The 25,655-nt window shown below is 66.3% G+C and carries 24 protein-coding genes and 1 pseudogene; 12 read left to right on the top strand and 13 right to left on the bottom strand.

Features of this window, described 5'->3' with window-relative positions; all coding sequences use genetic code 11:
• The first annotated feature begins 75 nt into the window (after positions 1–75).
• From ACK4HJ_RS05945 to ACK4HJ_RS05925, 5 genes are read left to right on the top strand one after another with little or no spacing between them, the layout of a single operon-like run.
• Positions 76–573, top strand: coding sequence for a hypothetical protein (locus ACK4HJ_RS05945; protein ID WP_409828659.1), 498 nt, complete (start codon positions 76–78; stop codon positions 571–573).
• Positions 574–599: 26 nt separating this feature from the next.
• Positions 600–1,211: a DUF3617 domain-containing protein gene (locus tag ACK4HJ_RS05940; RefSeq protein WP_409828657.1), complete on the top strand. Its 612-nt coding sequence runs from the start codon at positions 600–602 to the stop codon at positions 1,209–1,211.
• 5 nt (positions 1,212–1,216) lie between these two features.
• Positions 1,217–2,170: a hypothetical protein gene (locus ACK4HJ_RS05935; RefSeq protein WP_409828654.1), complete on the top strand. Its 954-nt coding sequence runs from the start codon at positions 1,217–1,219 to the stop codon at positions 2,168–2,170.
• 49 nt (positions 2,171–2,219) lie between these two features.
• Entirely contained in the window at positions 2,220–3,254 is a 1,035-nt protein-coding gene (locus ACK4HJ_RS05930) for a vWA domain-containing protein (protein WP_409828653.1), read from the top strand.
• A 43-nt stretch (positions 3,255–3,297) separates the two neighbouring features.
• Complete coding sequence (locus ACK4HJ_RS05925) at positions 3,298–4,602, top strand: Yip1 family protein (protein ID WP_409828650.1); 1,305 nt, start codon at positions 3,298–3,300, stop codon at positions 4,600–4,602.
• 24 nt (positions 4,603–4,626) lie between these two features.
• Here the strand turns inward: ACK4HJ_RS05925 and ACK4HJ_RS05920 are convergent, their stop codons facing one another.
• Complete coding sequence (locus ACK4HJ_RS05920; RefSeq protein ID WP_409828648.1) at positions 4,627–5,223, bottom strand: chromate transporter; 597 nt, start codon at positions 5,221–5,223, stop codon at positions 4,627–4,629.
• A complete protein-coding gene (locus ACK4HJ_RS05915) occupies positions 5,220–5,825 on the bottom strand; it encodes a chromate transporter (RefSeq protein WP_409828645.1) in 606 nt (201 codons plus the stop codon). The genes ACK4HJ_RS05920 and ACK4HJ_RS05915 overlap by 4 nt, the downstream gene beginning before the upstream one ends.
• Before the next feature lie 242 nt (positions 5,826–6,067).
• On the opposite strand from ACK4HJ_RS05915, the gene ACK4HJ_RS05910 reads away from it, so the two are divergent.
• Entirely contained in the window at positions 6,068–6,913 is an 846-nt protein-coding gene (locus ACK4HJ_RS05910) for a fumarylacetoacetate hydrolase family protein (RefSeq protein ID WP_409828643.1), read from the top strand.
• A gap of 34 nt (positions 6,914–6,947) precedes the next feature.
• On the opposite strand, the gene ACK4HJ_RS05905 is transcribed toward ACK4HJ_RS05910, so the two are convergent.
• Positions 6,948–7,232 carry a DUF6150 family protein gene (locus ACK4HJ_RS05905; protein WP_409828640.1) on the bottom strand — a complete coding sequence of 95 codons (285 nt, stop codon included), beginning with the start codon at positions 7,230–7,232 and terminating at the stop codon, positions 6,948–6,950.
• Positions 7,233–7,392: 160 nt separating this feature from the next.
• Positions 7,393–8,379 carry a LysR substrate-binding domain-containing protein gene (locus ACK4HJ_RS05900; protein ID WP_409828638.1) on the bottom strand — a complete coding sequence of 329 codons (987 nt, stop codon included), beginning with the start codon at positions 8,377–8,379 and terminating at the stop codon, positions 7,393–7,395.
• 93 nt (positions 8,380–8,472) lie between these two features.
• On the opposite strand from ACK4HJ_RS05900, the gene ACK4HJ_RS05895 reads away from it, so the two are divergent.
• Genes ACK4HJ_RS05895 through ACK4HJ_RS05880 form a run of 4 tightly spaced genes read left to right on the top strand, consistent with a single transcriptional unit; the run spans position 8,473 to position 13,624 of the window.
• Complete coding sequence (locus ACK4HJ_RS05895) at positions 8,473–9,825, top strand: D-serine ammonia-lyase (protein WP_409828636.1); 1,353 nt, start codon at positions 8,473–8,475, stop codon at positions 9,823–9,825.
• Between the two features lie 53 nt (positions 9,826–9,878).
• Positions 9,879–10,865, top strand: coding sequence for a Bug family tripartite tricarboxylate transporter substrate binding protein (locus tag ACK4HJ_RS05890; protein ID WP_409828633.1), 987 nt, complete (start codon positions 9,879–9,881; stop codon positions 10,863–10,865).
• A 34-nt stretch (positions 10,866–10,899) separates the two neighbouring features.
• Positions 10,900–12,462 (top strand): amidase, encoded by a 1,563-nt coding sequence (locus ACK4HJ_RS05885; RefSeq protein ID WP_409828631.1) that lies wholly within the window; start codon positions 10,900–10,902, stop codon positions 12,460–12,462.
• 16 nt (positions 12,463–12,478) lie between these two features.
• Positions 12,479–13,624: an NAD(P)/FAD-dependent oxidoreductase gene (locus tag ACK4HJ_RS05880; RefSeq protein ID WP_409828629.1), complete on the top strand. Its 1,146-nt coding sequence runs from the start codon at positions 12,479–12,481 to the stop codon at positions 13,622–13,624.
• A 50-nt stretch (positions 13,625–13,674) separates the two neighbouring features.
• On the opposite strand, the gene ACK4HJ_RS05875 is transcribed toward ACK4HJ_RS05880, so the two are convergent.
• The 4 genes from ACK4HJ_RS05875 to ACK4HJ_RS05860 all read right to left on the bottom strand — a co-directional run bounded on the left by ACK4HJ_RS05875 (position 13,675) and on the right by ACK4HJ_RS05860 (position 17,698).
• The gene (locus ACK4HJ_RS05875; RefSeq protein ID WP_409828626.1) at positions 13,675–13,878 is read right to left on the bottom strand and encodes a YjfB family protein; all 204 of its coding nucleotides are present in this window, start codon (positions 13,876–13,878) and stop codon (positions 13,675–13,677) included.
• 101 nt (positions 13,879–13,979) lie between these two features.
• Positions 13,980–15,398: a dihydrolipoyl dehydrogenase gene (locus ACK4HJ_RS05870; RefSeq protein WP_409828623.1), complete on the bottom strand. Its 1,419-nt coding sequence runs from the start codon at positions 15,396–15,398 to the stop codon at positions 13,980–13,982.
• A gap of 185 nt (positions 15,399–15,583) precedes the next feature.
• On the bottom strand, positions 15,584–16,165 hold the full coding sequence (locus ACK4HJ_RS05865; protein WP_409828620.1) for an IMPACT family protein: 582 nt from the start codon (positions 16,163–16,165) through the stop codon (positions 15,584–15,586).
• Positions 16,166–16,750: 585 nt separating this feature from the next.
• Complete coding sequence (locus ACK4HJ_RS05860; RefSeq protein WP_409828618.1) at positions 16,751–17,698, bottom strand: GNAT family N-acetyltransferase; 948 nt, start codon at positions 17,696–17,698, stop codon at positions 16,751–16,753.
• 191 nt (positions 17,699–17,889) lie between these two features.
• Here ACK4HJ_RS05860 and ACK4HJ_RS05855 point away from each other — a divergent pair, with 191 nt between their 5' ends.
• Positions 17,890–20,370, top strand: a complete 2,481-nt coding sequence (locus ACK4HJ_RS05855; protein ID WP_409828616.1) for a YgiQ family radical SAM protein — start codon at positions 17,890–17,892, stop codon at positions 20,368–20,370.
• A gap of 71 nt (positions 20,371–20,441) precedes the next feature.
• Here ACK4HJ_RS05855 and ACK4HJ_RS05850 read toward each other — a convergent pair whose 3' ends face one another.
• From ACK4HJ_RS05850 to ACK4HJ_RS05840, 3 genes are all read right to left on the bottom strand, one after another.
• Positions 20,442–20,939, bottom strand: coding sequence for a hypothetical protein (locus ACK4HJ_RS05850; RefSeq protein ID WP_409828613.1), 498 nt, complete (start codon positions 20,937–20,939; stop codon positions 20,442–20,444).
• A gap of 209 nt (positions 20,940–21,148) precedes the next feature.
• Positions 21,149–21,856: a DUF1294 domain-containing protein gene (locus tag ACK4HJ_RS05845; RefSeq protein ID WP_409828611.1), complete on the bottom strand. Its 708-nt coding sequence runs from the start codon at positions 21,854–21,856 to the stop codon at positions 21,149–21,151.
• A gap of 21 nt (positions 21,857–21,877) precedes the next feature.
• Positions 21,878–22,768 (bottom strand): CoA transferase, encoded by an 891-nt coding sequence (locus ACK4HJ_RS05840; protein ID WP_409828608.1) that lies wholly within the window; start codon positions 22,766–22,768, stop codon positions 21,878–21,880.
• A 136-nt stretch (positions 22,769–22,904) separates the two neighbouring features.
• Here ACK4HJ_RS05840 and ygiD point away from each other — a divergent pair.
• Positions 22,905–23,809: pseudogene (ygiD, locus tag ACK4HJ_RS05835) on the top strand (4,5-DOPA dioxygenase extradiol).
• Between the two features lie 54 nt (positions 23,810–23,863).
• Here ygiD and ACK4HJ_RS05830 read toward each other — a convergent pair.
• Together ACK4HJ_RS05830 and ACK4HJ_RS05825 are read right to left on the bottom strand one after the other, a co-directional pair.
• Positions 23,864–24,415: a nucleotidyltransferase family protein gene (locus ACK4HJ_RS05830; RefSeq protein ID WP_409828605.1), complete on the bottom strand. Its 552-nt coding sequence runs from the start codon at positions 24,413–24,415 to the stop codon at positions 23,864–23,866.
• A gap of 34 nt (positions 24,416–24,449) precedes the next feature.
• The gene (locus ACK4HJ_RS05825) at positions 24,450–25,646 is read right to left on the bottom strand and encodes an amino acid aminotransferase (protein ID WP_409828602.1); all 1,197 of its coding nucleotides are present in this window, start codon (positions 25,644–25,646) and stop codon (positions 24,450–24,452) included.
• Positions 25,647–25,655 lie beyond the last annotated feature (9 nt).

The raw sequence follows: 25,655 nt of genomic DNA, 5'->3' as shown, positions 1-25,655 counted from the left end.
GATCGGCATATGGCCGCGCTGGCCGGCGCTGGGCACCATCCACTCCCACAAAACACATGCGTCGAAAGGAGCCCTATGTCACTGCGCCGAAACAGCCTGCTGCTGGCTGCCGCGTGCCTGCCCCTGGTGGCACTGGCCGCCGGCATGGGCTACGGACAGTCCGCCGGCGAACGTGCGCTGGAGACAGTGCCCGGTCCCTGGCAGGGTAACTGGCGTGTGACGCGCGACGACCCGCGCATCCGCACCCTCGCTGGCGCCGAGCTGGCGCGTCTGCACATTTTGCAGAAGCAGGGCAGCCGCGTGCTGCAGTTGCAGTGGGTGGCTGGACGTGCCATGTGCGAAGACCCGGTTGGTGAACCCTGCGAGTGGGTGGGCTCGGTGGGAGAGGTTCGTGCGCGACAGACTCAAACGGGCGGCCTGACCGCGTTGCTGGTGGTGAGCGCCGACCAGGACGACCCCTTCACCCTGCGATTTGCGCGCCGCCCCGTGGTGGGCGAGGCAGTGCAGGGCACCCTGAGCAGTGCGCGCGGTGACATCCGCTGGCGCGTAAGCATCGAGCGCGATGCGCAATGAACACAGTCAAAGAAAGAGAGCCGAGCATGACCCATGAAACTCAAGCTAACCCCTCCGTGTGCCCGCAGTCCAAGGAGGCAGGCGCCCTTCTGCGCTGGGGAGGCCTGGCGTTGAAGACAACCTTTGTTCTCGCTGGTGCCTGCGTCGGCATCGCCGCCCACGCCCAGACCATCCAGCCCGGCCTGTGGGAGTTCAAACACGACATGAAGATGCCAGGCCAACCCGACATGGCCGCACAGATGGCGCAGATGCGCGAGCAGATGAAGAACCTGCCGCCCGAAGCGCGCAAGATGATGGAGCAGCAGATGGCGGGCCACGGCATGGGCATGGGCGCCGATGGCGCACTGCGCCTGTGCATCAGCCCCGAGGACGCCAAGGCCGACCCCGTCCGCGAAGGACTGACCGAGGGCGACTGCACCTTCACGCAAGTCAAGCGCAGCGGCAACACCTGGACGGGGCGCCTGGTGTGCAAGGAGCCGCCCAGCCAGGGCGACTTCACCACCACGCTGCACAGTGCCAGCCACTTCAGCACCAAGGCCGTGCTCACCAGCAAGCAGCATGGCCGTATGGACATGAGCACGGATGCCCGCCGCCTGTCTGCGGACTGTGGTGGCCTCAAGCCTGCGGGCAAGCGGTGAAGGCAATGACAGACCGTCAGCTGTTTGCGCTGGCATCGGCGCTGGCCTGCTCACTGGGCGCTCCAGCGCTCGCCGTCGGCCAGACGCTGGACCAGCTCGCCTGTGCCGCAGGCGTGCACTGCAGCGGCGCGTTGGCCCCCGACGAGGTGCGCGTGGTGCTGGGCATCGACAGCCAGTACCAGGCCGAACGCGCTTTCATCGATGCCAGCCGCGACTTTCCTGACGAGGTGTGGCGCTGCGCGGCGGCGGGCGAGTGTGGTGGCCGAATGACGCAGAACGAAGCGCGGGTGGCCATCCCGCTGCCGGACGGCGCGTTTGCCGGTGCCGAGGTGTTGCGCCGCCGCGAGCCCGGTGCACAGCCTGCCGCGCCGGGCTTGCCAGCCAGTCCGCCGTCGGGCGTTGCAGGCCCTTCAAGCCCTTCAAGCCCTTTAAGCCCTTCAGGTTCATCGGGCTCACGCGTCTCCGCGGCACAGGTCCCTGCAGGTTCGTCTGGCGGTCGCCGTCCCGCTGGTATTGAGGTGGAGGTCCACAAGCCCGGGCCCCGCGAATTGGATCTGCAACAGCATGGGCAAGGCGGTTCGCCCTCGCTGGGTCCAGAGATTCAGCCCCGGGATGGCACTTGGCGGTTTGCCCACGGCAACCCGCGCACCAGTGGAACTTGTTTGCAAGGCCTTGGGCCGGCGCTTGCCCGGCAGATGCCAGCGCCGCAGTCCGGTGATGTGGTGTTCCAGCGGCCATTCAATGCATCGCAAATCGTTCGCAGCCCGCAAGTGACCTGGCAGCGCGTAGCCCCCAACCACTGGCGCGGAACGCTGGCTGCCACCCAGGGACAGGTGATGGAGGGCGGCTGGACCGTGCGGGTGCTCAACCCGGACCACATGGAAGGCGAGAGCACCGTGCGCGTGAGCGTCCCGACGGTTTGCCATATCAGCACGCCGTTCACCTTTGTCCGGCAGTAACCGGCGGCCAGCACATGGCGCCCATGGATCTTGAAACAAGGAGTTCTGCATGCGTTCACTTTTGTCTCTCTCCCTTGCGGCGGCGCTGCTGGTGCCTGTCGCCAGCGCATGGGCCCAGCAGGCCGCGCCCCGCACCCCCCAAGGGGCGGGCCAGTCCATGCTGGTGCTCGATGCCTCCGGCTCCATGTGGGGGCAGATCGGCGGCAAAGCCAAGATTGAAATCGCCCGTGAGGCCGTGGGCAGCATGCTTGCCACCTGGCCTGCCAACCAGCAACTGGGGCTGATGGCCTATGGCCACCGCAGCAAGGGCAATTGCGCTGACATTGAGATGCTCAAGGCGCCCGGTCCCGTGGACAAGGCGGGCATGCAGCAGGCCGTGAATGCGCTGCAGCCCAAGGGCATGACGCCCATCTCTGCATCCGTGCGCATGGCGGCAGAGCAGCTCAAGTTCGGCGAACGCAAGGCCACCGTCATTCTGGTCAGCGATGGCGAGGAGACCTGCCACGCCGACCCTTGTGCGCTGGGTAAGGAACTGGAGAAGCTGGGCGTGGACTTCACGGCCCATGTGGTGGGTTTTGACATCGACAAAAACCCCAAGGCCAAGGCCCAACTGCAGTGCCTGGCCAGCAGCACGGGTGGCCGCTACCTGGATGCCAAGGACGCAGGCGAGCTGAACAAGGCGCTGCGCGAAGTGGCCCAGGCCCCCGCACCCACGCCGGCACCCGCTGCGCCGCCACCTGCCTGTGGCAACTTTGTGGAAGGCCCCGAATTCGCCATGAACCTCAGCACCTGGCCGACCGGGGAGCACGCCAGCCTGAGCGCGGAGCCCAAGCCGTTTGAGCCCCTCGAAATGGGCAAGGACGCCAACGCACGCGCGTGCCAGAAGCTGTGTACAGACGACAAGACCTGCACGGCCTGGTTCTTTGAGGCCATTGGCAGCAACTTCCGGACCTTGCCCGTGTGCCACCGCTGGGACGGCGTGGCGGCACTCAGCGCTCCGCATGAAGGGCATCCTGGCAATGCCATGGGCATCAAAAAGGGTGTGCGCCAGATCGTTCGCGAAGCCGGGGCGGCCTGCAAGTGAACTGACCCTGCCCCCCCATGAGCCACCTTCCAAGGAGCAAGTGATGACCATCCCCGAAGACACCTACACGACAACTGCTGCGCAGACATCACCCGCCGCCGGTGCCCCAATGAGCAGCTTGCTGGACCGCGTGCTGGCCATGCTGCTGCGCCCCGGCGACACCTGGTTGCAGATCGAACGCGAAAACCCGGGCATCGCCAGCGTCTACTCCCGTTACCTCATCTTTTTGGCGGCCATTCCCGCCGTGGCGGGCTTCATCGGCTACAGCCTGGTGGGTATGGGCGCATTCGGCGTGTCGGTGCGGGTGCCCATCGTGCAGGGGCTGGTCGGCATGGTGGTGGGCTACGTGCTCTCGCTGGCAATGGTGTTAGTGATGGCGCTGGTGGCCAACGCGCTGGCGCCGCGCTTTGGGGGCCAGACACAGTTGCCGCGGGCTTTCCAGCTGATCGCCTATGGCGCCACGGCGGGTTGGCTGGGCGGCGTGTTCAGCGCAGTGCCCGCGTTGGCGATGCTGGGAGTGCTGGCAGCGCTGTACTCCGTGTATCTGATCTACCGGGGCGTGCCAGTGCTGATGAGGGTGCCGGGTGAGAGAGCGGTGGGTTACACGGCCGCGCTGATCGTCTGCGGCATCGTGGCCGGCCTGGTGGTAGGGCTGGTGACGTCGCTCGTCACACCCCGTCCCGGCGCGTTTGCAGGTGTAGGCGGGGCGGGAAGCCTGGGCGGCCCCTCCGTGGCGGGGCCTGGCGTCAACATCACCCTGCCTGGCACAGGCATCAGCATCGACACCGCCAAGGTTGAGGCGGCGAACCGCCGCATGGAAGAGGCGCAGGCGCGAGGCGACACCCAGGCGGCAGGCCAGGCCATGGGCGACATGATGAGCGCCGCGTTGGGCGGCAAGGGCGCTGCCCCTCTGGCGCCCGAGGCATTGCGCGCACTCCTGCCCGAGACGCTGGGCAGCATGCCCCGCACGGCGGTGGAGGCGCGCAGCGATGCCGCCATGGGCATGCAGTTTACCAACGTCAGCGCGCAGTACTCCGAGGGCGAGCGGCTGATCGAGGTGCGCATGCAGGACATCGGTGCCGTGCCTGCGCTTGCCATCGGCATGGCGGCCTGGTCGCGCAGCACCTTGGACAGCGAAACGCCCGAGGAAGTGGAACGCGTTTACCGCCGCGATGGTGTCGCGTTCAAAGAGAGCTACCGCAAGGACGGAACCAGCGCCAGCCTGGTCATGCTGCTGCCCAACGGCGTACTGCTGGAAGGCAGCGGCAACCTGCCCATGGACGACCTGCGTGCAGCGCTGAAGGCTGTGCCGACGGGGCAGGTGGCAGCGCTCAAGCGTCCTTCGTGATGGCTGCGCCGGATGGGAGGCAGATCACACCCAGCCGAGCGCCCCCAGCACCGCCCCCGCGCCCAGCATCCACAGCAGGTGCAGCTTGGTGCGCCACACCAGCAGCACGGTGGCGCCGCTCAGCAGCCACAGGGGCCAGGTCTCGGCGGGGCCTCCATGGGCGCGCGACAGCACCCAAGACGTGGCGAGCAGCAGGCCGATGACCACGGGCGCCATGCCTTGCTTGAATGCGCGCACGCCCCGGCGTTCGCGGTTGCGGTGGCCCCAGCGGGTGGCCAGCCACGTCAGCAGGCTGCTGGGCAGCATCACGCCCAGCATGCACACCGCCATGCCCAGGGCTCCCAGCAGCCAGCCTGCCACGCCGGGGCCGCCCGCGTTGATGCCCACGTTCCAGCCTAACAGGGCGATGAACAGCACGTTGGGGCCAGGGGCGGCTTGGGCGATGGCGATGGAGGCGTTGAACTGCGGGTCGGTGATCCAGGCGTGGCGATCGACCAGAAAGCGGTGCATGTCGGGCGCGGTGGCGATGGCTCCGCCCACCGCCAGCAGCGACAGCGAAAGGTAGTATACGAACAGGCTCAGCCAGTCGGCCGGCCCCAAGGTGGTCGCAAGAGGGCTCATGGCGCGAGCTTTCTCCATGTCAGCAGGCAGGCCGCGCCGCCGATCAAGGGCAGGATCCACCACAGCGGCCAGCGCAGCACCACCATGGCTCCGATGGTGAAGACGGTGAAGGCCACGCACAGCGGGCGGCCGAGCGGGTGGTTCTGGATGGACGCGAAGAGCTTGATGCCCACGCCCGCAATGAGCCCTGCCGCCACCGCGCCCATGCCGCGCAGCGCACCGGCTACGGCGGGGTGGCTGGCAAATTGCGCATACACCACGGCCAGGGCCAGTACCAGCATCAGCGGAAAGGTCAGCATGCCCGAAAGCGCCGCCAACGCGCCGCGCAGGCCGAAGTAGCGGTCCCCAATCATGATGCTGAGGTTGACCACGTTGGGGCCGGGCATGATCTGCGCCACGGCCCAGTCTTCCACAAACTCCTCGTTGGTCATCCAGCGCTTTTTCTCCACCAGTTCGCGCTGTACCACGGCCAGCACGCCGCCAAAACCCTGCAGGGCCAGCCAGGTGAAGGACCAGAACAGATCGGACGGGTTGCGGGGCTGGGGCCGCAGCGGCTGTGGGGAAGCGAGGGAACTGGCGGGCGGTTCGGCGGCGAGGGCCATGGCGATTTTTCGGTCGAATTGGCCTCTAGCGCTTGATGGTAAAGCGCTGGCAGCTATCAAATTGTGAGTTTTTGGCTGCGGTGGGCGGTGCGAAATGGTAAGCCCGCCAGGCATCCGCATCGGGCGGGGCCGTCTTCGCATTGCGGCATGGCTGTGGCGGCCAACGGCGTCCGCGTGCCATGGCGACGGGCGCTATGCTGCGCGCGTTCGCTTGGCTCCCCTTCGTTTTCTCAGAACCCCCCATGAAACTCATCCGCTATGGCCAGCCCGGCGCCGAACGCCCAGGCCTCATTGACGCGCAAGGCACGCTGCGCGACCTGTCGATGCTGCTGTCCGACATCGGCCCCGCCCAGCTGAAGCCCCGCACCCTGGCCGCGCTGGCCGCCATTGACGTCAGCCGTCTGCCCACGGTGGAGGGCGCCCCGCGCCTGGGCTGCCCCGTGGCGGGCGTGGGCAAGATCGTGTGCGTGGGCCTGAACTATGCCGACCATGCCCGCGAAGCCGGCCTGCAGCCGCCCGCCGAACCCGTGCTGTTCATGAAAGCCGTGACCGCGCTCAGCGGCCCCAACGACGACGTGCGCATACCGCCAGGCTCTGTGAAGACCGACTGGGAGGTGGAGCTGGGCATCGTCATTGGCACCCGCGCCAGCCATGTGGCCGAGGCCGATGCGCTGCAGCACGTGGCGGGCTATGTGCTGGCCAACGATGTGTCCGAGCGCGCCTGGCAGATGGAGCGCGGCGGGCAGTGGGACAAGGGCAAGAGCTACGACACCTTCGCGCCCATCGGCCCCTGGCTGGCCACGGCCGACGAGGTGCCGGACCCGCACGCCATCGACCTGTGGCTGGAGGTGAACGGCCAGCGCGTGCAAGACGGCAGCACGCGCAACTTCATCTTCGGGGTGCCCGCCGTGGTGTCATACATCAGCCAGTTCATGGCGCTGGAGCCGGGCGACGTGATCCTGACCGGCACGCCCGCTGGCGTGGGCCTGGGACAGAAGCCCGCGCCATGGTTCTTGAAACCCGGCGACGTGGTGCGCCTGGGCGGCACCGGCCTGGGCGAGCAGGTGCAAAACCTGGTGGGCGGGTAAAAGGAAGTAGCGACTTGACGTCAGAGCGGGCAGCTCAGCCCAGCTTGCCTTTGAGTGGGTGGCTCAGGTTGCGCCAGCCTGCCTGGTCGGGGTACTTCACCTTGAACACCTTCAGGTCTGCCTGGCTCTCGTACTTCACCTTGAAGATCTTGAAGCTGGCCTGGTTCTCGTACGCCACAAAAAACCACGCCGCATCTCCGCTGGCCTGGGTGTCGTAGCCCACCTCGTGCCAGCACAGGTCGGCCTGGCTTTCATAGGCCACCTCGCACACGCGGGCCTGGGCCTGGCTTTCGTACTTCACTTCCAAGATCTTGGCCACGGGGCTCCCTTTCTGACGGCTGGACGGGGCTGCCACTACTGGCAGACAAGGTGCTGAGGGTATCCAAATTCTGGCGGGGTCGGCCGTCATTCCGCATGTGGCTTGTAAAAAATTGAATAAAAATCGGCTCTAGCGCTTGCTGTGTATGCGCTGGCAGCTATCAAATAGATAACAAAGCGTTGCTCGCTGCAGGATTTTTCGGCGCCGCCAGCACCCGCGCCCGATCCGCACAAAACCGCACCGCTTCATCCGCCAGCCAGTCCCGCACCAACTGCATCACCGGGCTGGGGTGCGTGGTGGTCACAAACGAATACGCTGCGCGCGAGGCCACGCAGGGCCCCAGCAGCGGCACCAGGCGGCCGGCCTGTATGTCTTGCAGCACCAGCGCGGCACGGCCCATGGCGATGCCCTGGCCGGCCAGCGCGGCGCCCAGGGCCAGTTGCGACAGGTTGAACTGCTGGCCGCCCGCCCACGGCGGCGGCGGCACACCGCGCTGGCCAAACCAGTGCTGCCATTCTTCGTATGTATCGGCGCCGTCCCAGGCGCTGCCGTCGTGCAGCAGCCACTCGCCGCGCAAGTGCTGCGGGTGGTCGATGCGCGCATGGTTGGCCAGAAAGCCGGGGCTGGCCACGGGCACCAGCCATTCGTCCAGGAATACGGTTGCGCTCAGGTCGCGGTAGCCGCCCAGGTCAAAGCGCACGGCGGCTTCCACGCCGTCGCGCACCATGCGAGTGCGGTCGAGGGTGTGGAATTCGCCAAACACGCGCAGGCCGGTGTGCGGGTGTTGGCGGAAAAAGTCGCCCAACCGGGGCGTGAGCCAACTCATGGCGAACGAGGGCGAGCAGCTCAGCGTGGCGGTGGCGGCCTCCGCCGGTTGGCGCATCTGGGCCAGGGTGCTTTCGATGGCGTCAAAGCTCTCGCGCAGCACCACGGCCAGCCATTTGCCCTCGGGCGTGGGCACCAGGGCGCGCGGGGTGCGCAGGAACAGGGGGCGGCGCAGCCATTCTTCAAGCTGCTTGACCTGCTGGCTCACGGCGCCCTGGGTGATGCACAGCTCGGCCGCCGCCTTGGTAAAGCTACCGTGGCGGGCGGCTGCATCAAAACTGCGCAGCCAGGCGAGCAGAGAGGGGGAGAGGCGAATGTCCATTATTAATACTAATGATGCGCTCAATATAAATGGTTTGTGACGGGGGCGTGACCGGCGAAGAATGGGGGCAACATTGTTCGAGACCCATGCGCCATGACGATCGCCCCGACTCAACCTCCCACAGATGCACTGCTGTACACCCGCTTGCGCAATGCCCAGCCTGCGTTGTGGACCAATGCAGCCCGGCAGGCGCAACCCGCCGCCGCGCTGACCGCACTGGGTAGAAGCATTAGTCTGGATGATACGAAGGCGGCTGCTGCGCGCCTAGCCCGTTTTGCAGGGCTGCTGGCCCAGGTGTTTCCTGAACTGGCCGCCACCGGGGGCGTGGTCGAGTCGCCACTGCTACCCGGCGCTGCGCTGCAGCCCGCGCTGGGCATAGCCGAAGGGCAAGGCCGCCTGTTCATCAAGGCCGACCACAGCCTGCCCGTGGCGGGCTCCATCAAGGCGCGGGGTGGCATGCATGAGGTGCTGGAGTTTGCCGAGGGGCTGGCGCTGCAGCACGGCCTGGTGCTGCCCGGTGGTGACTACCGCGCGCTGGCAACGCCGCAGGCGCGCGAGGTGCTGGGTCGCTACCAGGTGGCGGTGGGTTCCACCGGCAACCTGGGCATGAGCATTGGCGTGGTGGCGTCGGCCCTGGGCTTCCAGGCCACGGTGCACATGTCGGCCGATGCCAAGGAATGGAAGAAAGCCCGCCTGCGCCAGCGTGGTGTGCAGGTCGTGGAGCACGCTGGCGACTACGAACGCGCCGTGGCCGCAGGCCGTGCCGAGGCGGCCATCAACCCGCTGTGCCACTTTGTGGACGACGAGCAATCGTTCTCGCTGCTGCTGGGCTACAGCGCAGCGGCGCTGCACCTGCAAAAGCAACTGGCCGAGCAGGGCGTGGCGGTGGATGCCGAGCACCCGCTCATCGTTTACCTGCCGTGTGGCGTGGGTGGCGCGCCAGCGGGCATCACCTTTGGCCTGCGGCAGGTGCTGGGGCCGCATGTGCACTGCTTTTTTGCGGAGCCGGTGCAGTCGCCGTGCTTCATGGTGCAGATGATGGCCGGGCCGGGGGCGCACCCCTCGGTGTACGACTGGGGCCTGAGCAACCGCACCGAGGCCGACGGCCTGGCCGTGCCACGTGCGTCGCTGCTGGCGGCGGAGCTGATGCGGCCGCTACTGTCGGGCGTGTTTACGGTGGCCGACGACACCTTGTTTGCGCAGCTGGTGCGGGTGCTCGATACCCTGGGCGAGCGCATTGAGCCTTCGGCCGCTGCAGGCTTCAGCGGCCCGGCCCTGCTGACCGGTACCACCGCCGGGCAGGCCTGGCTGCGCAGCACGGGCATCGACGCCGTGCTGCACCAGGCCACACATCTGGTGTGGACCACGGGCGGCCTGCTGGTGCCCGAGGCGCAGTACCAGGGCTTTGTGCAGCGCGGGCGGGCCGTGCTGGCTGCGCAGGGCTGATTTCTTCTCATTCCCCAATTCCCCCAACCTTTGTGACCTTTGGAGAGAACCCCATGAACCGCAAGCAACTGCTTTTGTCTGCCGCCCTCTGTGCCGCCCTGGGGTCCACCGCGTGGGCTCCAGCCATGGCACAGGAGGCAGCGTTCCCCACCAAGCCGATCACGCTGGTGATTCCGTTCCCGCCCGGTGGTGCCACCGATGTGCTGGGGCGCCTGATCGGCAAGAAGCTGGGCGACAAGCTGGACCAGAGCGTGGTGATCGACAACCGGGCGGGCGCGGGCACGGTGATCGGCGCGTCATCGGTGGCGCGGGCGGCGCCGGATGGCTACACGCTGCTCATGAGTTCGGGCACCACCTTCACGGTGAACCCGGCGGTGCGCGCCAAGCTGCCGTATGACCCGGTCAAGAGCTTCGAGCCCATTGGCATTGCCGGGCGCACGGGGCTGATCTTGCTGGCCAACAAGGACGTGCCGGTAGCGGATGTGAAGCAGTTCGTGGCCCTTGTGAAGGCCGGGCCGGACAAGTATTCGTATGGCTCGTTCGGTGCGGGCACCACCTCGCAGTTTGCGGGCGAGATGTTCTTCCACGCGGCGGGACTCAAGATCCAGCATGTGCCGTACAAGGGCAGCGCGCCCGCGATGACCGACCTGCTCGGCGGGCAGATCCCGTTCACGGTGGACACCGTATCGGCCGCGCTGCCGCAGCTCAAAGACGGCAAGATCAAGGCCATTGCGGTGACCTCCGGCAAACGCTCGGCCCTGCTGCCCAAGGTGCCCACGCTGGCCGAGACTGGCTACCCCGGTCTGGAGATGGACACTTGGCTGGCAATGGTGGCCCCGCGTGGCCTGCCACCGGCCGTGAAGGCTCGGCTGGAGCAAGCATTGGCCCAGGTGGTGTCAGACCCCGAAACGCGTGACAAGATGATCGCGGTGGGGTTCGAGCCGTCCTATGCTTCGTCCAGGGTGTTGGCCGAGCTGATCGACAAGGAGCTGCCGCTGATGCGCGCCATTGCACAGCGTGCTGCCATCACCGCAGACTGAACCCGTGGGACCAGAACAAGGAGACAAGCCCGAGATGACCACCACAAACCCCCAAGCCCTGGTTGAACTGACGGCCAACGAACTGCGCCACCGCATTGGCACACGCGAGATTTCGCCGGTGGAGCTGCTCGACGCCTGCATTGCCCGCATCGAGGCCGTGAACCCGCATGTGAATGCCGTCACCGCCACCTGCTACGACCGCGCCCGCACCGAGGCCAAGGCGGCCGAGCAGGCGGTGCTGCGCGGCGAGCCGCTGGGCCTGCTGCATGGCTTGCCCATGGGCGTGAAGGACCTGGAGGCCACGGCGGGCTTGCTGACCACCTATGGATCACAGATCTACCGAGAGCACATCCCCGCCGAGGACAACGTGCTGGTGGCCCGCTTGCGCGCAGCGGGCGCCATCGTCACGGGCAAGACCAACATCCCCGAGATGGGCGCGGGCGCCAATTCGCGCAACACCGTGTGGGGCGCCACGGGCAACCCGTTCAACCCCAACCTGAACGCCGGGGGCTCGTCGGGCGGCTCAGCGGCCGCGCTGGCGTGCGACATGCTGCCGGTGTGCACGGGCTCGGACACGGGCGGGTCGCTGCGCATTCCGGCGTCCATTTGTGGCGTGGTGGGCTTTCGGCCATCACCCGGCGTGGTGCCCAGCTCGCGCAAGCTGCTGGGCTGGACGCCGATTTCGGTGGTGGGCCCCATGGGCCGCACGGTTGAAGAGGCCTGTCTGCAGCTGGCGGCATCGGCGGGCATGTCGGTGGGCGACCCGCTGAGCTACCCGCTGGACCCGATGAGCTTTCTGTTACCCGAAACCGTGGACCTGAGCCGCCTGCGCGTGGCTTACACCGAGGACTTCGGTGCCTGCGCGGTGGACAACGGCATCCGCGCCGTGTTCCGCCGCAAGGTACAGGCCATGAAGCACCTGTTTGCGCGTTGCGACGCCATCGACATCGACCTGGGTGATGTGCACCGCTGCTTTGACGTGCTGCGCGCCGAGGCCTTTGTGGCCAGCACGCGCGAGGCCTACGAGCGCGACCCCGCCAGCCTGGGCCCCAACACCCGCGCCAACTACGAAATGGGCGCCGCCATGACGCTGCTGGACAGCGCCTGGGCGCAGGCCGAGCAGACACGCATCCTGGCGCGGTTCCAGAAGCTGTACGAGGACTACGACGTGATTCTGGCGCCCACCACGCCGGTGTCGCCGTTTGCGTGGACGGATCTTTTTGCCAGCCACATCAACGGCGAGCCGCAGGCCAACTACTACCGCTGGCTGGCGCTGACCTATGTGAGTACGCTCACCACGCACCCGGCGCTGAGCCTTCCGTGCGGGCTGGACGATGCGGGCATGCCGTTTGGCCTGCAGATCGTGGGTCGGTTCCGTGCTGACCGGCACACGCTGGGTGTGGGGCACGCGCTGGAGCAGGCGTTCAAAGGCATTGCGGGGCTGGCACGGCCCCGGCCCGACATTGCCAAGCTGGTGCAGACGCGCGCCGAACCTGCGCTGACTTCCATCGTGACGGTGGCACCGGACCCCCGCGACGCCCGCACCTTGCCGCGCGACGACCGTGCGGCATCGGCCGCGCAGGTATCAGCCGTTTGAAAAGGAGACTCCGACCATGCAAACCGCAGACACCATCGTGATTGGCGCGGGCATTGCCGGGGCCTCCGTGGCTTGGCAACTGGTGCAGCCCGGCGCCGCAGGGCAGGGCGCCAGCGTGCTGCTGCTGGAGCGTGAATCGCAGCCCGGTTATCACACCACCGGCCGCTCGGCCGCGCTCTACATGGCGACCTATGGCACGCCCAACATTCAGGCGCTGACCCGGGCCAGCCGCGCGTTCTATGATGCGCCGCCGCCCGAGTTCGGCACCGATCCCATCCTCTCGCCCCGGGGCGTGGTCTATGTGGCCGGGCCGGACCAGCTGGACCTGCTCAAGCAGACCTACGACGAAGCGCACGCCACCTCGCCCAATGTGCAATGGGTGGACAAGGCCGATCTCATGGCGATGCTGCCCTGCCTCAAACCCGAGGCTGTGGCGGCCGGCATGAGCGAGCCCGAGGCCGCCGACATTGACGTGAACGCCCTGCACCAGGGCTACCTGCGCGGCCTGCGCCAGCGCGGGGGCCAGGTGCTGACGAACGCCGAGGTCACGGCCGTGCGCCGCGAAGGTGATGTATGGCAAGTGACGCTGGCCGGTGGGCGGGTGTTTGCGGCCCCCACCATCGTCAACGCTGCGGGCGCTTGGGCCGATGTGGTGGCGGGCCTGGCCGGTGTGCCACCCATCGGGCTGGAGCCGCGCCGCCGCACTGCGTTCACCTTCCCCGTGCCCGAGGGCATGGACGCTACCCACTGGCCTGCGGTGATCGGCATCGACGAGAGCTTTTACTTCAAGCCCGATGCGGGGCAACTGCTGGGCTCACCGGCCAATGCCGACCCGACGCACCCGCACGATGTGGTGCCCGAAGAACTGGACGTGGCCACGGGCATCTATCACATCGAGGAAATGACACGTTTCCAGATCCGCCGCCCGTCGCACGCCTGGGCGGGGCTGCGCTCGTTTGTGCCGGACGGCGACATGGTGATCGGCTGGGACAACCATGTGCCCGGATTTTTCTGGCTGGCCGGGCAGGGCGGCTACGGGATTCAGAGCGCGGCGGGCGCGTCGCTGCTGGCGCGTAATCTGCTGCGCGCGGAGCCGCTGGCCGATGAGTTGGTGCGCGAGAAGGTCGGGACCGATGGGCTGTCGCCAACGCGTTTGCGGTAACGGCTGCGCGCGCGGGGCTGGCGCAGCCCCCTTATTCGCAATGAGTGGATTTAAGCGTACGTATTGACCTGTGTGCCCAGCGTGCCGCTGGTGGCCAGCGCGGGTTGGGGCAGGGCTTCCAGCAGGGTGGCGGCTGCCACTTCCTGCATGTTCATCGCCTGCTTGAGCACGGCCACGTTCACGGCGTCGGAGGTTTTGGCGCTGGCCAAAGCGGTAGCCGTGTTGATGATGCTGTTGGTCAGTGCGACGTCCATGGCAAGGCTTTCTGAGGGGCAATGGGTCTTTATCGGCACGGCGACCGATTTCTTGAGCGGGGTTTTAACGGCGTTTTGACCCGTCCACCAGCCCTGATGTTTTACTCCAGCGCCGCCACCCCCATGGCCGGGCAGCTCGACAGGTCGGATTCCCGCGCCGATGGCAGTTGCCTAGCCGCATCGCGCAATGCGGTGCGCAGTCCTTCTTCGAGTGTGGGGTGGTAGAAGGGCATGCCCAGCAGGTCATGCACGCTGAGCTTTTGCTGAACGGCCAGCGCCAGCAGGTGGGCCATGTGTTCAGCTTCTGGGGCGCACAGTTCGGCCCCCAGCAGGCGGCCTGTGCTGCGGTCCGCATATACACACAACCGGCCTTGGTTGCGCAGGGCGGTGCGCGCACGGCCCTGCTGCGCATAGTCCACCATGCCTGTGACCACGGTGTGTTCGGTGTCCAGGTCGGCCCGGCGCTGGCCCACGACGGCGATCTGAGGGTCTGAAAACACGATGGACATTGGCGTGCGCCGTTGAAACCGCGTGGGACTCTCGGCCAGTGCGTTCATCCCGGCAATGTGGCCCTCGTCAGCGGCCTCGTGCAGCAACGGGGTCTGGCCGTTGGCATCGCCAGCCAAAAACACGGGTAAATCGCCGATCTGCAGGGTGCCCGGGTCCACCTCCGGCATGCCGCGTTCGTCCAGCGGCACGCCCAGTGTCTCCAGGCCCAGGTACTGGATGTTGGGCACGCGGCCCATTGCGGCCACCACCTGGTCTACCACCATGCGGTGCGGCCCGCTGCTTACCTCAATGCCTCCGGTCACCTCGCGCAGCTCGGCTTTGGCTTGGGTGTGAAGCACCAATTCTTTTTTGAGCAATGCCGTCAGCTCGGCATTCAGCACGGGGTCGCTCAGCCCGCCTAGCGTGTCGCCGGTGGTGAACGCGGCCACTTGCAGGCCCAAGCGGGCCAGGGCCTGCGAAAGCTCCACACCAATCGGTCCCATGCCGATCACCGCGATGCGGGGGCCCAGGGTGGACTGCTCGAACAGGGTGTCGGTGGTCAACATGCGGTCGCCAAACGCCAGCCATTCCTCCGGCAGTGTGGGCCGGGAGCCCGGGGCCAGGATGATGCTGCGGGTGTCGTACGCGGTGCCGTCGATGTCCACGCGGTTCGGGCCCAGCAGGGTGGCGCGGCCTTTGCGGCGCGCAGTGCCCAGGTTGTCGGTGGCCTTGAGGGCGCCGGCCACAAAGTCGTCTCGCAGCTTGCGCACCCGCTCCAGCACGGCCGGAATATCGGCCGACAGGGCCTCTGCGCCGCGCAGGCCGAACTCTGCGAATGCGTGGCGACGGTGGAAGGCGTTGGCCGCCTCGATGAGGGATTTGGACGGCATGCAGCCCACACGCGCGCAGGTGGTGCCCCATGGGCCTTCGTTCACGATGAGATAACGGCTGGTGCGCTTGCGCACTTCGCGCAATGCCGCCAGCCCTGCGGTGCCCGCGCCAATGATGATGGTGTCGAGCGCGTGGCCCATGGTGCGTCTCCTCGGTGGTCTCACCGCTTGATGAGCCGACAGTGTGGCGGCACACCGGCCGTGGCCTTGTAGGCGCAGACCCGATTTTGCGGGCCCCTTACGGGCCTTTGCCTTGGTTTCGAAATGTCGCGCCGAGTTACCGCAACCAGGTTGTGAAGTGGTCAATCAAGCCGGCAGCAGATCAATCAGAGCCAGCCGACCCGGCCTTGGCCGCTGTTGTTGATCCGCTCCACGAACGCCGGCGCATGCGACTCTGGCAGGCGCATCTGCAGCGTGACCAGCGTGCCATGCTGCACGCTCAGCAGTTCTGCCGATGCGCCCTCGATCTCGCGGCGCAGCAGGCCTTCCAGCGCATAGGGCACATGGCATTGCAGCGTTGCCATGCGCTGCAGCGTGATCTTGGGGGCGAAGAGCAGGGCCTGGGCCACCGTGTCGGTGTAGGCGCGCACCAGCCCGCCCGCGCCCAACTTGACGCCGCCAAAGTAGCGCACCACCGTGGCCAGTACGCCCTCCAGGTCCTGGTGCCGCAGCACGTCGAGCATGGGGCGGCCTGCCGTACCGCCAGGCTCGCCATCGTCCACGGCGGCAGACTGGCCGCCCGCCAGCAGCGCCCAGCAAATGTGTGCCGCGCCCGGGTGCTGCTTCCACAGCGCGTCCACGGCCGCCTGCGCGCTGGCCCGGTCGGCCATGGGCTGCACGCAGCCGATAAAGCGGCTCTTCTTGATGAGGACTTCGCTGTGCGCCGGAGCGGCCAGGGTGTGGGGCATGGGGCGCAGAGTGTACGGCGAGCGGGAGCTCTGCCGTACGCCGGCGCCGCGCTGTGAACAAATTCACATGGCTTGGCTGCGCGCGTCTTTATTGCGCTAGTTGCGTGTTGTTTGTGCGTTCTGTCACACCTGAATTCAGCGTGCTTTCCTACACTGGCGACTTGTTGCCCACGCCTACGCTTGCGCTATTGATTTGAAAGCACTCAGGCCCGCTAAAAGGACCCCGCCATGTTTGCCTCCCCGCTCTCTGCTCCCTTGCACCAATCCCTGGTCAGCCACGTCTTCGGCCGCTTCCTGCCATCACGGGCACCGGCCGTAACAGGCGTTGGAGAGTCCACGATGGTATCGGCACCTTTGGCATCCGTGGCACCCAACACGGCTGTCGTGAGCGCAGCCGCTGCAGATCCCGGCCCGCAGGTCGCCTCCGAATCTGCTGACGATGAGGCTTGGCCAGACTTGGCGCAGCGGGTGCGTGAAGTCGGCGAGTGGTAGGCACGCAGTCAGACAAGCAGACAAGCAACAACTCACCAAAGGCCCCACGGGGCCTTTTCCATTGCGGGCGACGCGCGCCGTGGTGAATGCGCCCTACAGTTTCAGCTCCCAGGTCTCGCCCACCAGCTGCTGGCCAAAGCCTTCATAGGGCTCTGACTTCTTCAACACAAACCCCCGCTTGGCGTAGATGCTGCGAGCCGCTGTGAGGCAGCTGTTCGTCCACAGCACCATTTTTTTGTAACCTTTGGCACGCGCAAACGCGATGCACTCGTCCGTCAGCCGCGCCCCCAGGCCCAACCCGCGTGCCTGGGGCGCGAGGATCAGCATGCGCAGCTGGGCTGTGGTGGTCGACTTGCGCACCACAAATACGGCCCCCACGCGTTCGCCATCCAGCTCGGCCACCCAGCAGCGCTCCCATGCAGGCTGAAATTTGCGCACAAACTGCGCCGCAATGTCGGCCACCAGGGCTTCGAAACGGTTGTCCCAGCCGTATTCGCGCCAATAGATTTCGCCGTGCTGTTGCACCACCCAGCCCATGTCACCGGGCACTGGGTCGCGCAGCACGGCAACGCGGGGGCCGGAAGGGGGTGCAGAGGCGGGGTTGAGCAGGAATTCAATGCGTTCCATTGCATTCACCAGTTCTTGCTGGCGTGCGGGCGGCAGTGGCGCAAGCAGGGCTGCGGCCTCTTGGCGCGAGCGCTGCTGCAAGGGCTCGAACACATCGCGCCCCGCGCTGGTCAGGGCCAGCACGCTCTGCCGCGCATCCCGCTCGCTGGCACTGCGGCTGATCCACCCCGCCTGCTCAAACCGGCGCAGGATGCGGCTTATGTACCCACCGTCCAGGCCCAAATCGCGAGCCAGTTCACTGGCCACAGGCGTTTTTCGGTGCGCCAGTTCGTAGAGCACGCGCACGTCGGTCAGTGACAGGTCACTGCCGAGGTACGGGTCCAGCACGCCGATGCGGCGGGTGAAAAACCGGTTGAAACGGCGCACTGCCTTCACGGCGCTTTCAGGCACTGGGGCGGAGGTGATGTTGGTCATTAGTGCTTTTGTCATCTAATTAATTGACAAAAGCAAGTGTATGCCTATCCGCTATCAAGCCTGCGACAGAGAGGGGCAAGAGCTGCGAGGGCGACAAAAAGGGCTTGGGCACGTAAAATCGCGGGTTATCCACCAAAGACGCGTCCCAAGAATGCCCCCGCCGCTCCGGGGTCGGCCGCGCCCTCCATTGCATGAACGCCCCCGTTGACGTCTCCTTTTTTGCGCGCGCCGCAAAGCCCTTGACCAGCTACCGTCCGTACTGGGCCAAGCGCTTCGGCACGGCCCCGTTCCTGCCGATGAGCCGCGCCGAGATGGACAAGCTGGGCTGGGACAGCTGCGACATCATCCTGGTGACGGGCGACGCGTATGTGGACCACCCGAGCTTTGGCATGGCGGTGATCGGCCGCACGCTGGAGGCCCAGGGCTTTCGCGTGGGCATCATCGCCCAGCCCGACTGGCAGAGCGCCGAGCCTTTCAAGGCGCTGGGCAAGCCCAACCTGTTCTGGGGTGTGACGGCGGGCAATATGGATTCGATGATCAACCGGTACACCGCCGACCGGAAGATCCGCAGCGACGACGCCTACACCCCCGGTGATGTGGGCGGCAAGCGCCCCGACCGTGCCGCTATCGTCTACAGCCAGCGCTGCCGCGAGGCCTACAAGGACGTGCCCATCATCCTGGGCGGCATCGAAGGCAGCCTGCGACGCATCGCTCATTACGACTACTGGAGCGACAAGGTGCGCCGCTCCATCGTGGTGGACAGCAAGTGCGACCTGCTGCTGTACGGCAACGCGGAGCGCGCGCTCGTTGAAGTGGCCCACCGAATTGCAGCGCGTGAGCCGGTAGAGCAGATTACCGATGTGCGCGGCACAGCCTTCGTGCGCCGCCCCGACGACGAAAGCGGTAAGGGCTGGTTTGAGATCGACTCCACCACCGTGGACGAGCCCGGCCGTGTGGAAGCCCACATCAACCCCTACATGACCACCAGCGAGCAGGCGGCCGCGCAAGGCAGCACCTGTAGCAAAGAAGATGCTCCTGATTCAGTAGCTGCTAGCGCAGGCGGGGTAAGCGCTAGCGGCCAAAATGACCCTAAATCTGCCGAACCCAACCCCGCCATCCAACCGATGCTGTTCGTGGCCAACCCGGCGCTCAAGGCCAAGCTCAAGGTGCCGCCGCGCGAAAAGAGCGTGATTCGCCTGCCCAGCTACGAGCAGGTGAAAAGCGACCCGGTGCTGTACGCCCACGCCAACCGCGTGCTGCACCTGGAGACCAACCCCGGCAATGCTCGCGCGCTGGTGCAGGCGCACGGCGAGGGCGTGACGGCGCGCGACGTGTGGATCAACCCGCCGCCCATCCCGCTCACCACGGCCGAGATGGACTATGTGTTCGATCTGCCTTATGCGCGCAGTCCACACCCCGCTTACGCCGACGAAAACGGCAGCCACGATGGCGCGACCAAGATCCCCGCGTGGGAGATGATCCGCTTCTCCATCAACATCATGCGCGGCTGCTTTGGCGGCTGCACCTTCTGCTCCATCACCGAGCACGAAGGCCGCATCATCCAGAGCCGGTCCGAGGATTCGATCATCCAGGAGATCGAGGACATCCGCGACAAGGTCAAAGGCTTCACCGGCACCATCAGCGACCTGGGCGGCCCCACGGCCAACATGTACCGCCTGGGCTGCCGCAGCCCAGAGATTGAGGCCGCCTGCCGCAAGCCCAGCTGCGTGTACCCCGGCATCTGCCAGAACCTCACCACCGACCACGGCCCGCTGATCAAGATCTACCGCCGTGGCCGTGCACTGAAGGGCATCAAGAAGATACTGATCGGATCGGGCCTGCGCTACGACCTGGCTGTGAAAAGCCCTGAATACGTGAAGGAGCTGGTGCAGCACCACGTGGGCGGCTACCTCAAGATCGCACCCGAGCACACCGAGCAAGGGCCGCTCACCAAGATGATGAAGCCGGGCATCGGCAGCTATGACAAGTTCAAGCAGATGTTCGAGAAGTTCAGCGAAGAGGCGGGCAAGAAGCAGTTCCTGATTCCGTACTTCATCGCCGCACACCCTGGCACCAGCGACGAGGACATGATGAACCTCGCCATCTGGCTCAAGAAGAACGGCTTCCGCGCCGATCAGGTGCAGACCTTCTACCCCAGCCCCATGGCCACGGCCACGGCCATGTACCACTCGGGCCGCAACCCACTCACCCGCGTGCGCCGCCAGATGCGCGACGCGGACGAAGAATCGGTGGACATCGTGCGCGGCGAAAAGCGCCGCCGGCTGCACAAGGCCTTCCTGCGCTACCACGACCCCAACAACTGGCCGCTGCTGCGCGAGGCGCTCAAGGCCATGGGCCGGGCGGATCTGATCGGCAATGGCAAGCACCACCTGATCCCGACCTTCCAGCCGCTAACGGATGGCGGCTATCAGAGTGCCCGCAAGAAGAACAGCACCGCCGGCAAAGGCGGAACCGGTTTGGGCTATGCCATCAACAAGGATGGCAAGGCGGTGGCGCTGCGCCCGCGCACGCAGGAGTTGCAGGAACCGAAGGAAGACGTTCGCTTCCGCACCAGCCAACCCAAACCGGGGCGTATGCTGACCCAGCACACAGGTTTGCCACCCCGGGCCACCGGCGCGACCAAGCCTTCTTTCAAGCGCAAGCCGCAGTAACTGCGGGGAGCGTCACCGCGCCTTTTCGGCCGCGCAGGGCGTCACCACCTTCTGCTGGCAGAAGCTCTGCGTCAGCGCGGTTGGTCGCTGTTCACGGTGGGGTGATCCTCCCCCTCCGCCGCGTGCGTACCCACGACCACGGACTGCGGGGCGCCGTCCACGGGCTGGGGGATCAGGTCCTCGATGATGAACGTGCGGTAGTAGAAGGCAGTCACGGCGCCCGAGGGTGTGATGGCATCGACCAGGCGCTCCGGCGTGTCCTTGTCGGCCATCGAGATCAGCAGGCCATGGTGCCCTTTGCCCGCCAAGTCGGCGATGCGGCGCACCATGTCGCCTTCCGCGCCCACAGATGGCATGGGGGCATCGGCAGTACCCAATGTGCGCACGATTTCTTCCATGATGACGTCGGGGCTCGCATAGGCGGTATCGCCCTGGTGGCCCGCCGACTGGAGCTCATTGGCGGCTTGGCGTACGCAGTCTTCGTCTGGAAACAGTGCGAACACGTGGCCGGTGGGGTAGAACACGCCGCCCATGTTGGTCATGGTGGAATCGAGAACGAGGGGTTTCATGGTCATCTCCCGGTATGTGTTGCAGACCTTGAGGATTGAAACCCGCACGTGCTGCGGTGTGCTGTAGGCCGGCGGGCACTGTGCGCGTCAGCGCGACGCAAAAATTGCGAATTGCAAGCAAAATGGCCCTTATCGCTTGTGGATCAAGCGCTGAGTGCTATCAATAGGTGAGTGATCTATGGTGGTGCGACGCGCAGTGTGGCGGACTCTCAGCCGCGTGGCAGCCAGCCGCCCACCCACGCGGCGAGCACTGCGCAGTGCAGCGCCACTGTGGCCCAGTACACGGCGCGGAACTCAGACTTGCGCGACTTGTGGCGCAGCTGCTGCTGTGCAAACCAAGCGCCTGGCCAGCCGCCTGCAAGTGCCAGCAGGTGCAGATGGCTTTCGCGGGTGCGCCATTGGCCGTTCTGCGCTGCACTCTTGTCGATGGCGTAGACCATAAAAGTCAGCACGTTGAGCGACACGGCCGCACCCAAGGCCCACAAGGGCAGCCGCCCTGCCCATACGCCCCAGGCAAGCAGTGCGCCCCAGCCAAGCACCAGAAAGAGGACAGGCGCTGCGGGCGCGGCGGCAGGCCGTGGGCGCTGGGTTTGCCCGCGGCGGGGCGCAACCTGTGCTGCGCTGCGTGGGTGCGCGGGCCGCGGTGCGGAGGCAGATGCAGGCGCGGACCTGGAAGCACTTTGCACGGCGGGCGCTCGGCCCGTGGGTGCGCCTGCTGCAGGCCGCACCGCCATGGCGCGCGGGCCTTTGCCACCCACGTGGATTTCTTCGTACACCACGGCCAGGCCTTCGCGAGGTGCAACGCTGCCCTGGTAGTCGCGCACATGAAAGAACACGTCTGCGGAGGTGTCCGGGCTGCGGATAAAGCCAAAGGCGCGCGTGGCGTCCCAGCGGATGATGGTGCCTTGTTTCTGCATGGAGCAGCTGCCGAAAAGCCGTCAGGCCAGGGTGTGCAGGGGGATGTCCTGCGCCGCTGCCAGGGCGTCCAGCTGCGCGCGGGTCTGCGTGCGCAGGAAGGCCGCCACGGCAGCATGGGTGGCGGGGGCGCGCAGCACCTCTGGGTTGCCTGTAGCGGGGAGGCCGGCTGCAGCGCACAGGCTGGCGGCAAAGTGCGGTTCCAGTGCGGCCACGGCCACCCGTCCGTCGGCGCAGGGGTAGATGCGGTAGCCCGCGTGGTGGCCGCCCACGTCGCCCTCGGGCGTGGTCAGGCCCCAATCGCGCGGCTGGGCCAGCCAGGCGGCGGCGTCTGCCAGGGCCACTTCGATGCACACACCGCTGCCGGTGTGGGTGCGCTCCAGCAGGGCCTGCAGCACGGCTTCGCTCGCCATCAGGGCGCCGCCCATATCGGCGTAGAGCGTGGGCGGCATCTCGGTGCCCGTCACCAGGCCGGCATCGGCCAGGTAGGTGAGGTCGTGGCCGGGTTCTTCCGCACGCTCGCCCGCCGCGCCCACGATGCGCACCAGCGACAGGCGCGGGTACTTCGCTTGCAGCACCTCCCAGGAGAGGCCCAGCTTGTTGAGGGCCGAGGGGCGGAATGAGGTGATCAGCACATCGGTGCGGGTCAGTTCTTCGTGCAGCACGGCCTGGCCTTCTGCCGTCTTGAGGTGGGCATGTAGCACGCGCACTCCGCTGTGCAGCGTGGCATAGGCCGCCGGGCTGTAGATGCCCATGGGGTCGGCGCTGGGGTGGCCCGGGGCGGGCGGCGGTTCAAGCTTGGTGCAGTCGGCTCCCATGCGCGCGCAGCGCATCAGGGCGGCGGGGCCGGGCAGGTTGAGCGCGAGGCTCAGGACGCGGGTGTTGCGCAAGGGCCGGAGCAGGGCAGTGGTCATGGGTTCAAAGGTGTCTCGGCGTTGTGGTTCTGTGCGAAAGGTGCGGAGCTGGAACTTCAGCACGCGCCTCGGTCTCACTCCTCGCGTTATACATAATTTGTTACGCTCCCCGACCGCCATGCAACGCAGAAACTCTTTGGCCGCCCCTTCGGGCCTGGCCGCCTTTCCGGGAGCCTTCATGACCACGTCTCTCAACAGCGCGGCCACAACCTCCGCGCTGCAGGCGCTCAAGCCCTCGCCCCGCATGCCCGTGCTGTTTGTGGGCCATGGCAGCCCCATGAACGCCATCGAGGACAACGCCTGGCGCCGCAGCTGGCAGGCCGTGGGCGCGGAGCTGATGGCGCGCACCGTGCAGCCGCAGTCATCCTTTGCGTGTCGGCCCACTGGATCACGCGCGGCGGCTGGCAACTGACCGGCATGGCGCAGCCCAAGACGATTCACGACTTTGGCGGATTTCCGCAGGCGTTGTTCGACCAGCAGTATCCGGCACCGGGTGCCCCGGCGGTGGCGCGCAGCCTGGCGCAGGAGCTGAAGTCGCCCGCCACCGGCGCTGCACTGGGGGTGGACGATAGCGAGTGGGGGCTGGACCACGGCACGTGGTCGGTGCTCAAGCCCATGTTCCCGCAGGCGCACATCCCGGTGCTGCAGCTGAGCATGGACTACAGCCGCGCCCCTGCCGAGCACTACGCGCTGGGCCAGCAGCTCAAGGCCTTGCGCGAGCGTGGCGTGCTCATCGTGGGCAGCGGCAACATCGTGCACAACCTGCGACTCACCCGCCGTGGCTCGGCAGCCAATGAGGCTTACGACTGGGCGGCGGAATTCGACACGGTGGTGCAGGAGCAGATCAAGAAGGGCCAGTTGGATGCCCTACAAGACTTTTTGAAGCTGGGCGCCGTGGCCAAGCAAGCCCACCCCACGCACGAACACTACCTGCCGTTGCTGTATGCGGCAGGCGCAGTGCAGGGTAGCGAGATGCCGCACTTCTTCAACACCGGCTACCAATCGGCTTCGATCTCGATGCGGTCGGTGCTGTGGGGTTGATGCTACCGTAATGATAGCTGTCAGCGCTTGCTGGATAAGCGCTGGAGCCAAATTTTATTCAAATTGCACCGTGAGCCAGCCCCAGCGCTCACGGTAGCTGCGGGCTTTGGCCTCGAACAGCGGAAGGTGCGGACATGCAGGGTTGGGGCGCAAGACGCCGGCGTACAACTCCTCCAGTCCATACGGCGCATACAGCGCAGGCGGTTTGCCTGCAGCAGCGGGCTGCAGGCCCACGCAGGTACAATGCACCAAAAACCACTCTATGCCGTGGCGCGATGACTGCAGTGGTGCGTAGGGGTAGCCAAACCACTTCTCATACCAGAGGTGCACACGCGCCTGGTTCTTGGCCTCCACGGTGATCGGTAGGTCGGCGAAGAGGTCGGTGACGCGGGATTGCACCTGCTGCTCGGCCGCCTCCGACAGATCGGCGGCGTCATAGTAGAAAACGTCGTAATCCTTGCTATGCGCGGTGGGCTCCAAGCCAGAGCGCAGATTCCACACCGTCTGGAACAAGCAGCCCGCCACCAGCCAGGCATCCGGAAGGCCCAGAAACGGCAAACGCTCCAGAAGGGCCGCGTTGTGCGGGTTCTGGAGCGTTTCGCTCACAAAGCGGCGCGCTAGCACCGCTTCCTCATCGTGCTCAGACGACCTTTGCAATGGCTTGGCAGACGTAGTCGATGTTCTTGCTGTTCAGGGCGGCGACGCACATCCGGCCGGTGTCAGTACCGTACACGCCGAATTCATTGCGCAGGCGCACCATCTGATCCTTGGACAGGCCGGAGTAGCTGAACATGCCGATCTGGGTGGTGATGAAGCTCATGTCCTGCTTCACACCGGCTGCCTTCAGGCCATCGACCAGCTTCTGGCGCATCGCCTTGATGCGCACGCGCATTTCGGCGAGTTCCTTTTCCCACATGGCGCGCAGCTCGGAGTTGTTCAGAACCGCAGCCACCACCGCACCGCCGTGCGTGGGCGGGTTGGAGTAGTTGGTGCGAATCACGATCTTGAGCTGGGACAGCACGCGGCTGGCTTCTTCCTTGTCCGTGCACAGCACCGAAAGGCCACCCACGCGCTCGCCGTAGAGGCTGAAGCTCTTGGAGAACGAAGTGGACACGAAGAAGTTCAGGCCAGCGGCCACGAACTTCTGGATGACGGCGCCGTCTTCGGCGATGCCGTGGCCGAAGCCTTGGTAGGCCATATCGAGGAAAGGCGTCAGGCCCTTGGCCTTGACGGCAGCGATGACCTGGTCCCACTGCTCGGGGGTGATGTCATAGCCGGTGGGGTTGTGGCAGCAGGCGTGCAGGACGACGATGGTGCCGGGGGCGGCAGCGTTCAGGCTGGCGAGCATGCCTTCGAAGTTCACGCCGCGCTTTTCGGCGTCGTAGTAAGCGTAGGTGTCCACTTCAAAGCCCGCGTTGGCGAACAGCGCGCGGTGGTTTTCCCAGCTGGGGTCGGAGATAAGCACCTTGGCGTTGGGGCTGACCTTCTTGAGGAAGTCGGCGCCGATCTTCAGGCCGCCGGTACCGCCGATGGCCTGCACGGTGGCCACGCGGCCGGAGGTGACGGGTTCGCTGTCGGCGCCGAACACCAGGCTTTTGACGGCGTTGTCATAGGCCACGATGCCGTCAATGGGCAGGTAGCCACGGGCCGTGGGCTTTTCCATCATGGTCTTTTCAGCGGCCTGCACGCACTGCAGCAGGGGCAGCTTGCCGTTGTCGTCGAAATAAACGCCGACGCCCAGGTTGACCTTGTTGGGGTTGGTGTCGGCGTTGAATTGCTCGTTGAGGCCCAGGATGGGGTCGCGGGGGGCCATTTCGACGGCGGTGAACAGAGACATGAAAATCCT

The organism is Acidovorax sp. (assembly GCF_046294525.1).
In the GTDB taxonomy this organism is placed as follows: Bacteria; Pseudomonadota; Gammaproteobacteria; order Burkholderiales; family Burkholderiaceae_C; genus Acidovorax.
This window is presented reverse-complemented; position numbering and strand designations above follow the sequence as displayed.

What these genes read in the sequence shown, in the direction of transcription:
- ACK4HJ_RS05925 (WP_409828650.1), top strand. Translation starts at nt 3,298, where the DNA reads ATGACCATCCCCGAAGACACCTACACGACAACTGCTGCGCAGACATCA.
- ACK4HJ_RS05850 (WP_409828613.1), bottom strand. Translation starts at nt 20,939, where the DNA reads ATGAAACCCCTCGTTCTCGATTCCACCATGACCAACATGGGCGGCGTG.
- ACK4HJ_RS05945 (WP_409828659.1), top strand. Translation starts at nt 76, where the DNA reads ATGTCACTGCGCCGAAACAGCCTGCTGCTGGCTGCCGCGTGCCTGCCC.
- ACK4HJ_RS05845 (WP_409828611.1), bottom strand. Translation starts at nt 21,856, where the DNA reads ATGCAGAAACAAGGCACCATCATCCGCTGGGACGCCACGCGCGCCTTT.
- ACK4HJ_RS05915 (WP_409828645.1), bottom strand. Translation starts at nt 5,825, where the DNA reads ATGGCCCTCGCCGCCGAACCGCCCGCCAGTTCCCTCGCTTCCCCACAG.
- ACK4HJ_RS05935 (WP_409828654.1), top strand. Translation starts at nt 1,217, where the DNA reads ATGACAGACCGTCAGCTGTTTGCGCTGGCATCGGCGCTGGCCTGCTCA.
- ACK4HJ_RS05855 (WP_409828616.1), top strand. Translation starts at nt 17,890, where the DNA reads ATGAACGCCCCCGTTGACGTCTCCTTTTTTGCGCGCGCCGCAAAGCCC.
- ACK4HJ_RS05930 (WP_409828653.1), top strand. Translation starts at nt 2,220, where the DNA reads ATGCGTTCACTTTTGTCTCTCTCCCTTGCGGCGGCGCTGCTGGTGCCT.
- ACK4HJ_RS05885 (WP_409828631.1), top strand. Translation starts at nt 10,900, where the DNA reads ATGACCACCACAAACCCCCAAGCCCTGGTTGAACTGACGGCCAACGAA.
- ACK4HJ_RS05890 (WP_409828633.1), top strand. Translation starts at nt 9,879, where the DNA reads ATGAACCGCAAGCAACTGCTTTTGTCTGCCGCCCTCTGTGCCGCCCTG.
- ACK4HJ_RS05865 (WP_409828620.1), bottom strand. Translation starts at nt 16,165, where the DNA reads ATGCCCCACACCCTGGCCGCTCCGGCGCACAGCGAAGTCCTCATCAAG.
- ACK4HJ_RS05910 (WP_409828643.1), top strand. Translation starts at nt 6,068, where the DNA reads ATGAAACTCATCCGCTATGGCCAGCCCGGCGCCGAACGCCCAGGCCTC.
- ACK4HJ_RS05880 (WP_409828629.1), top strand. Translation starts at nt 12,479, where the DNA reads ATGCAAACCGCAGACACCATCGTGATTGGCGCGGGCATTGCCGGGGCC.
- ACK4HJ_RS05875 (WP_409828626.1), bottom strand. Translation starts at nt 13,878, where the DNA reads ATGGACGTCGCACTGACCAACAGCATCATCAACACGGCTACCGCTTTG.
- ACK4HJ_RS05920 (WP_409828648.1), bottom strand. Translation starts at nt 5,223, where the DNA reads ATGAGCCCTCTTGCGACCACCTTGGGGCCGGCCGACTGGCTGAGCCTG.
- ACK4HJ_RS05900 (WP_409828638.1), bottom strand. Translation starts at nt 8,379, where the DNA reads ATGGACATTCGCCTCTCCCCCTCTCTGCTCGCCTGGCTGCGCAGTTTT.
- ACK4HJ_RS05870 (WP_409828623.1), bottom strand. Translation starts at nt 15,398, where the DNA reads ATGGGCCACGCGCTCGACACCATCATCATTGGCGCGGGCACCGCAGGG.
- ACK4HJ_RS05940 (WP_409828657.1), top strand. Translation starts at nt 600, where the DNA reads ATGACCCATGAAACTCAAGCTAACCCCTCCGTGTGCCCGCAGTCCAAG.
- ACK4HJ_RS05860 (WP_409828618.1), bottom strand. Translation starts at nt 17,698, where the DNA reads ATGACCAACATCACCTCCGCCCCAGTGCCTGAAAGCGCCGTGAAGGCA.
- ACK4HJ_RS05840 (WP_409828608.1), bottom strand. Translation starts at nt 22,768, where the DNA reads ATGACCACTGCCCTGCTCCGGCCCTTGCGCAACACCCGCGTCCTGAGC.
- ACK4HJ_RS05895 (WP_409828636.1), top strand. Translation starts at nt 8,473, where the DNA reads ATGACGATCGCCCCGACTCAACCTCCCACAGATGCACTGCTGTACACC.
- ACK4HJ_RS05825 (WP_409828602.1), bottom strand. Translation starts at nt 25,646, where the DNA reads ATGTCTCTGTTCACCGCCGTCGAAATGGCCCCCCGCGACCCCATCCTG.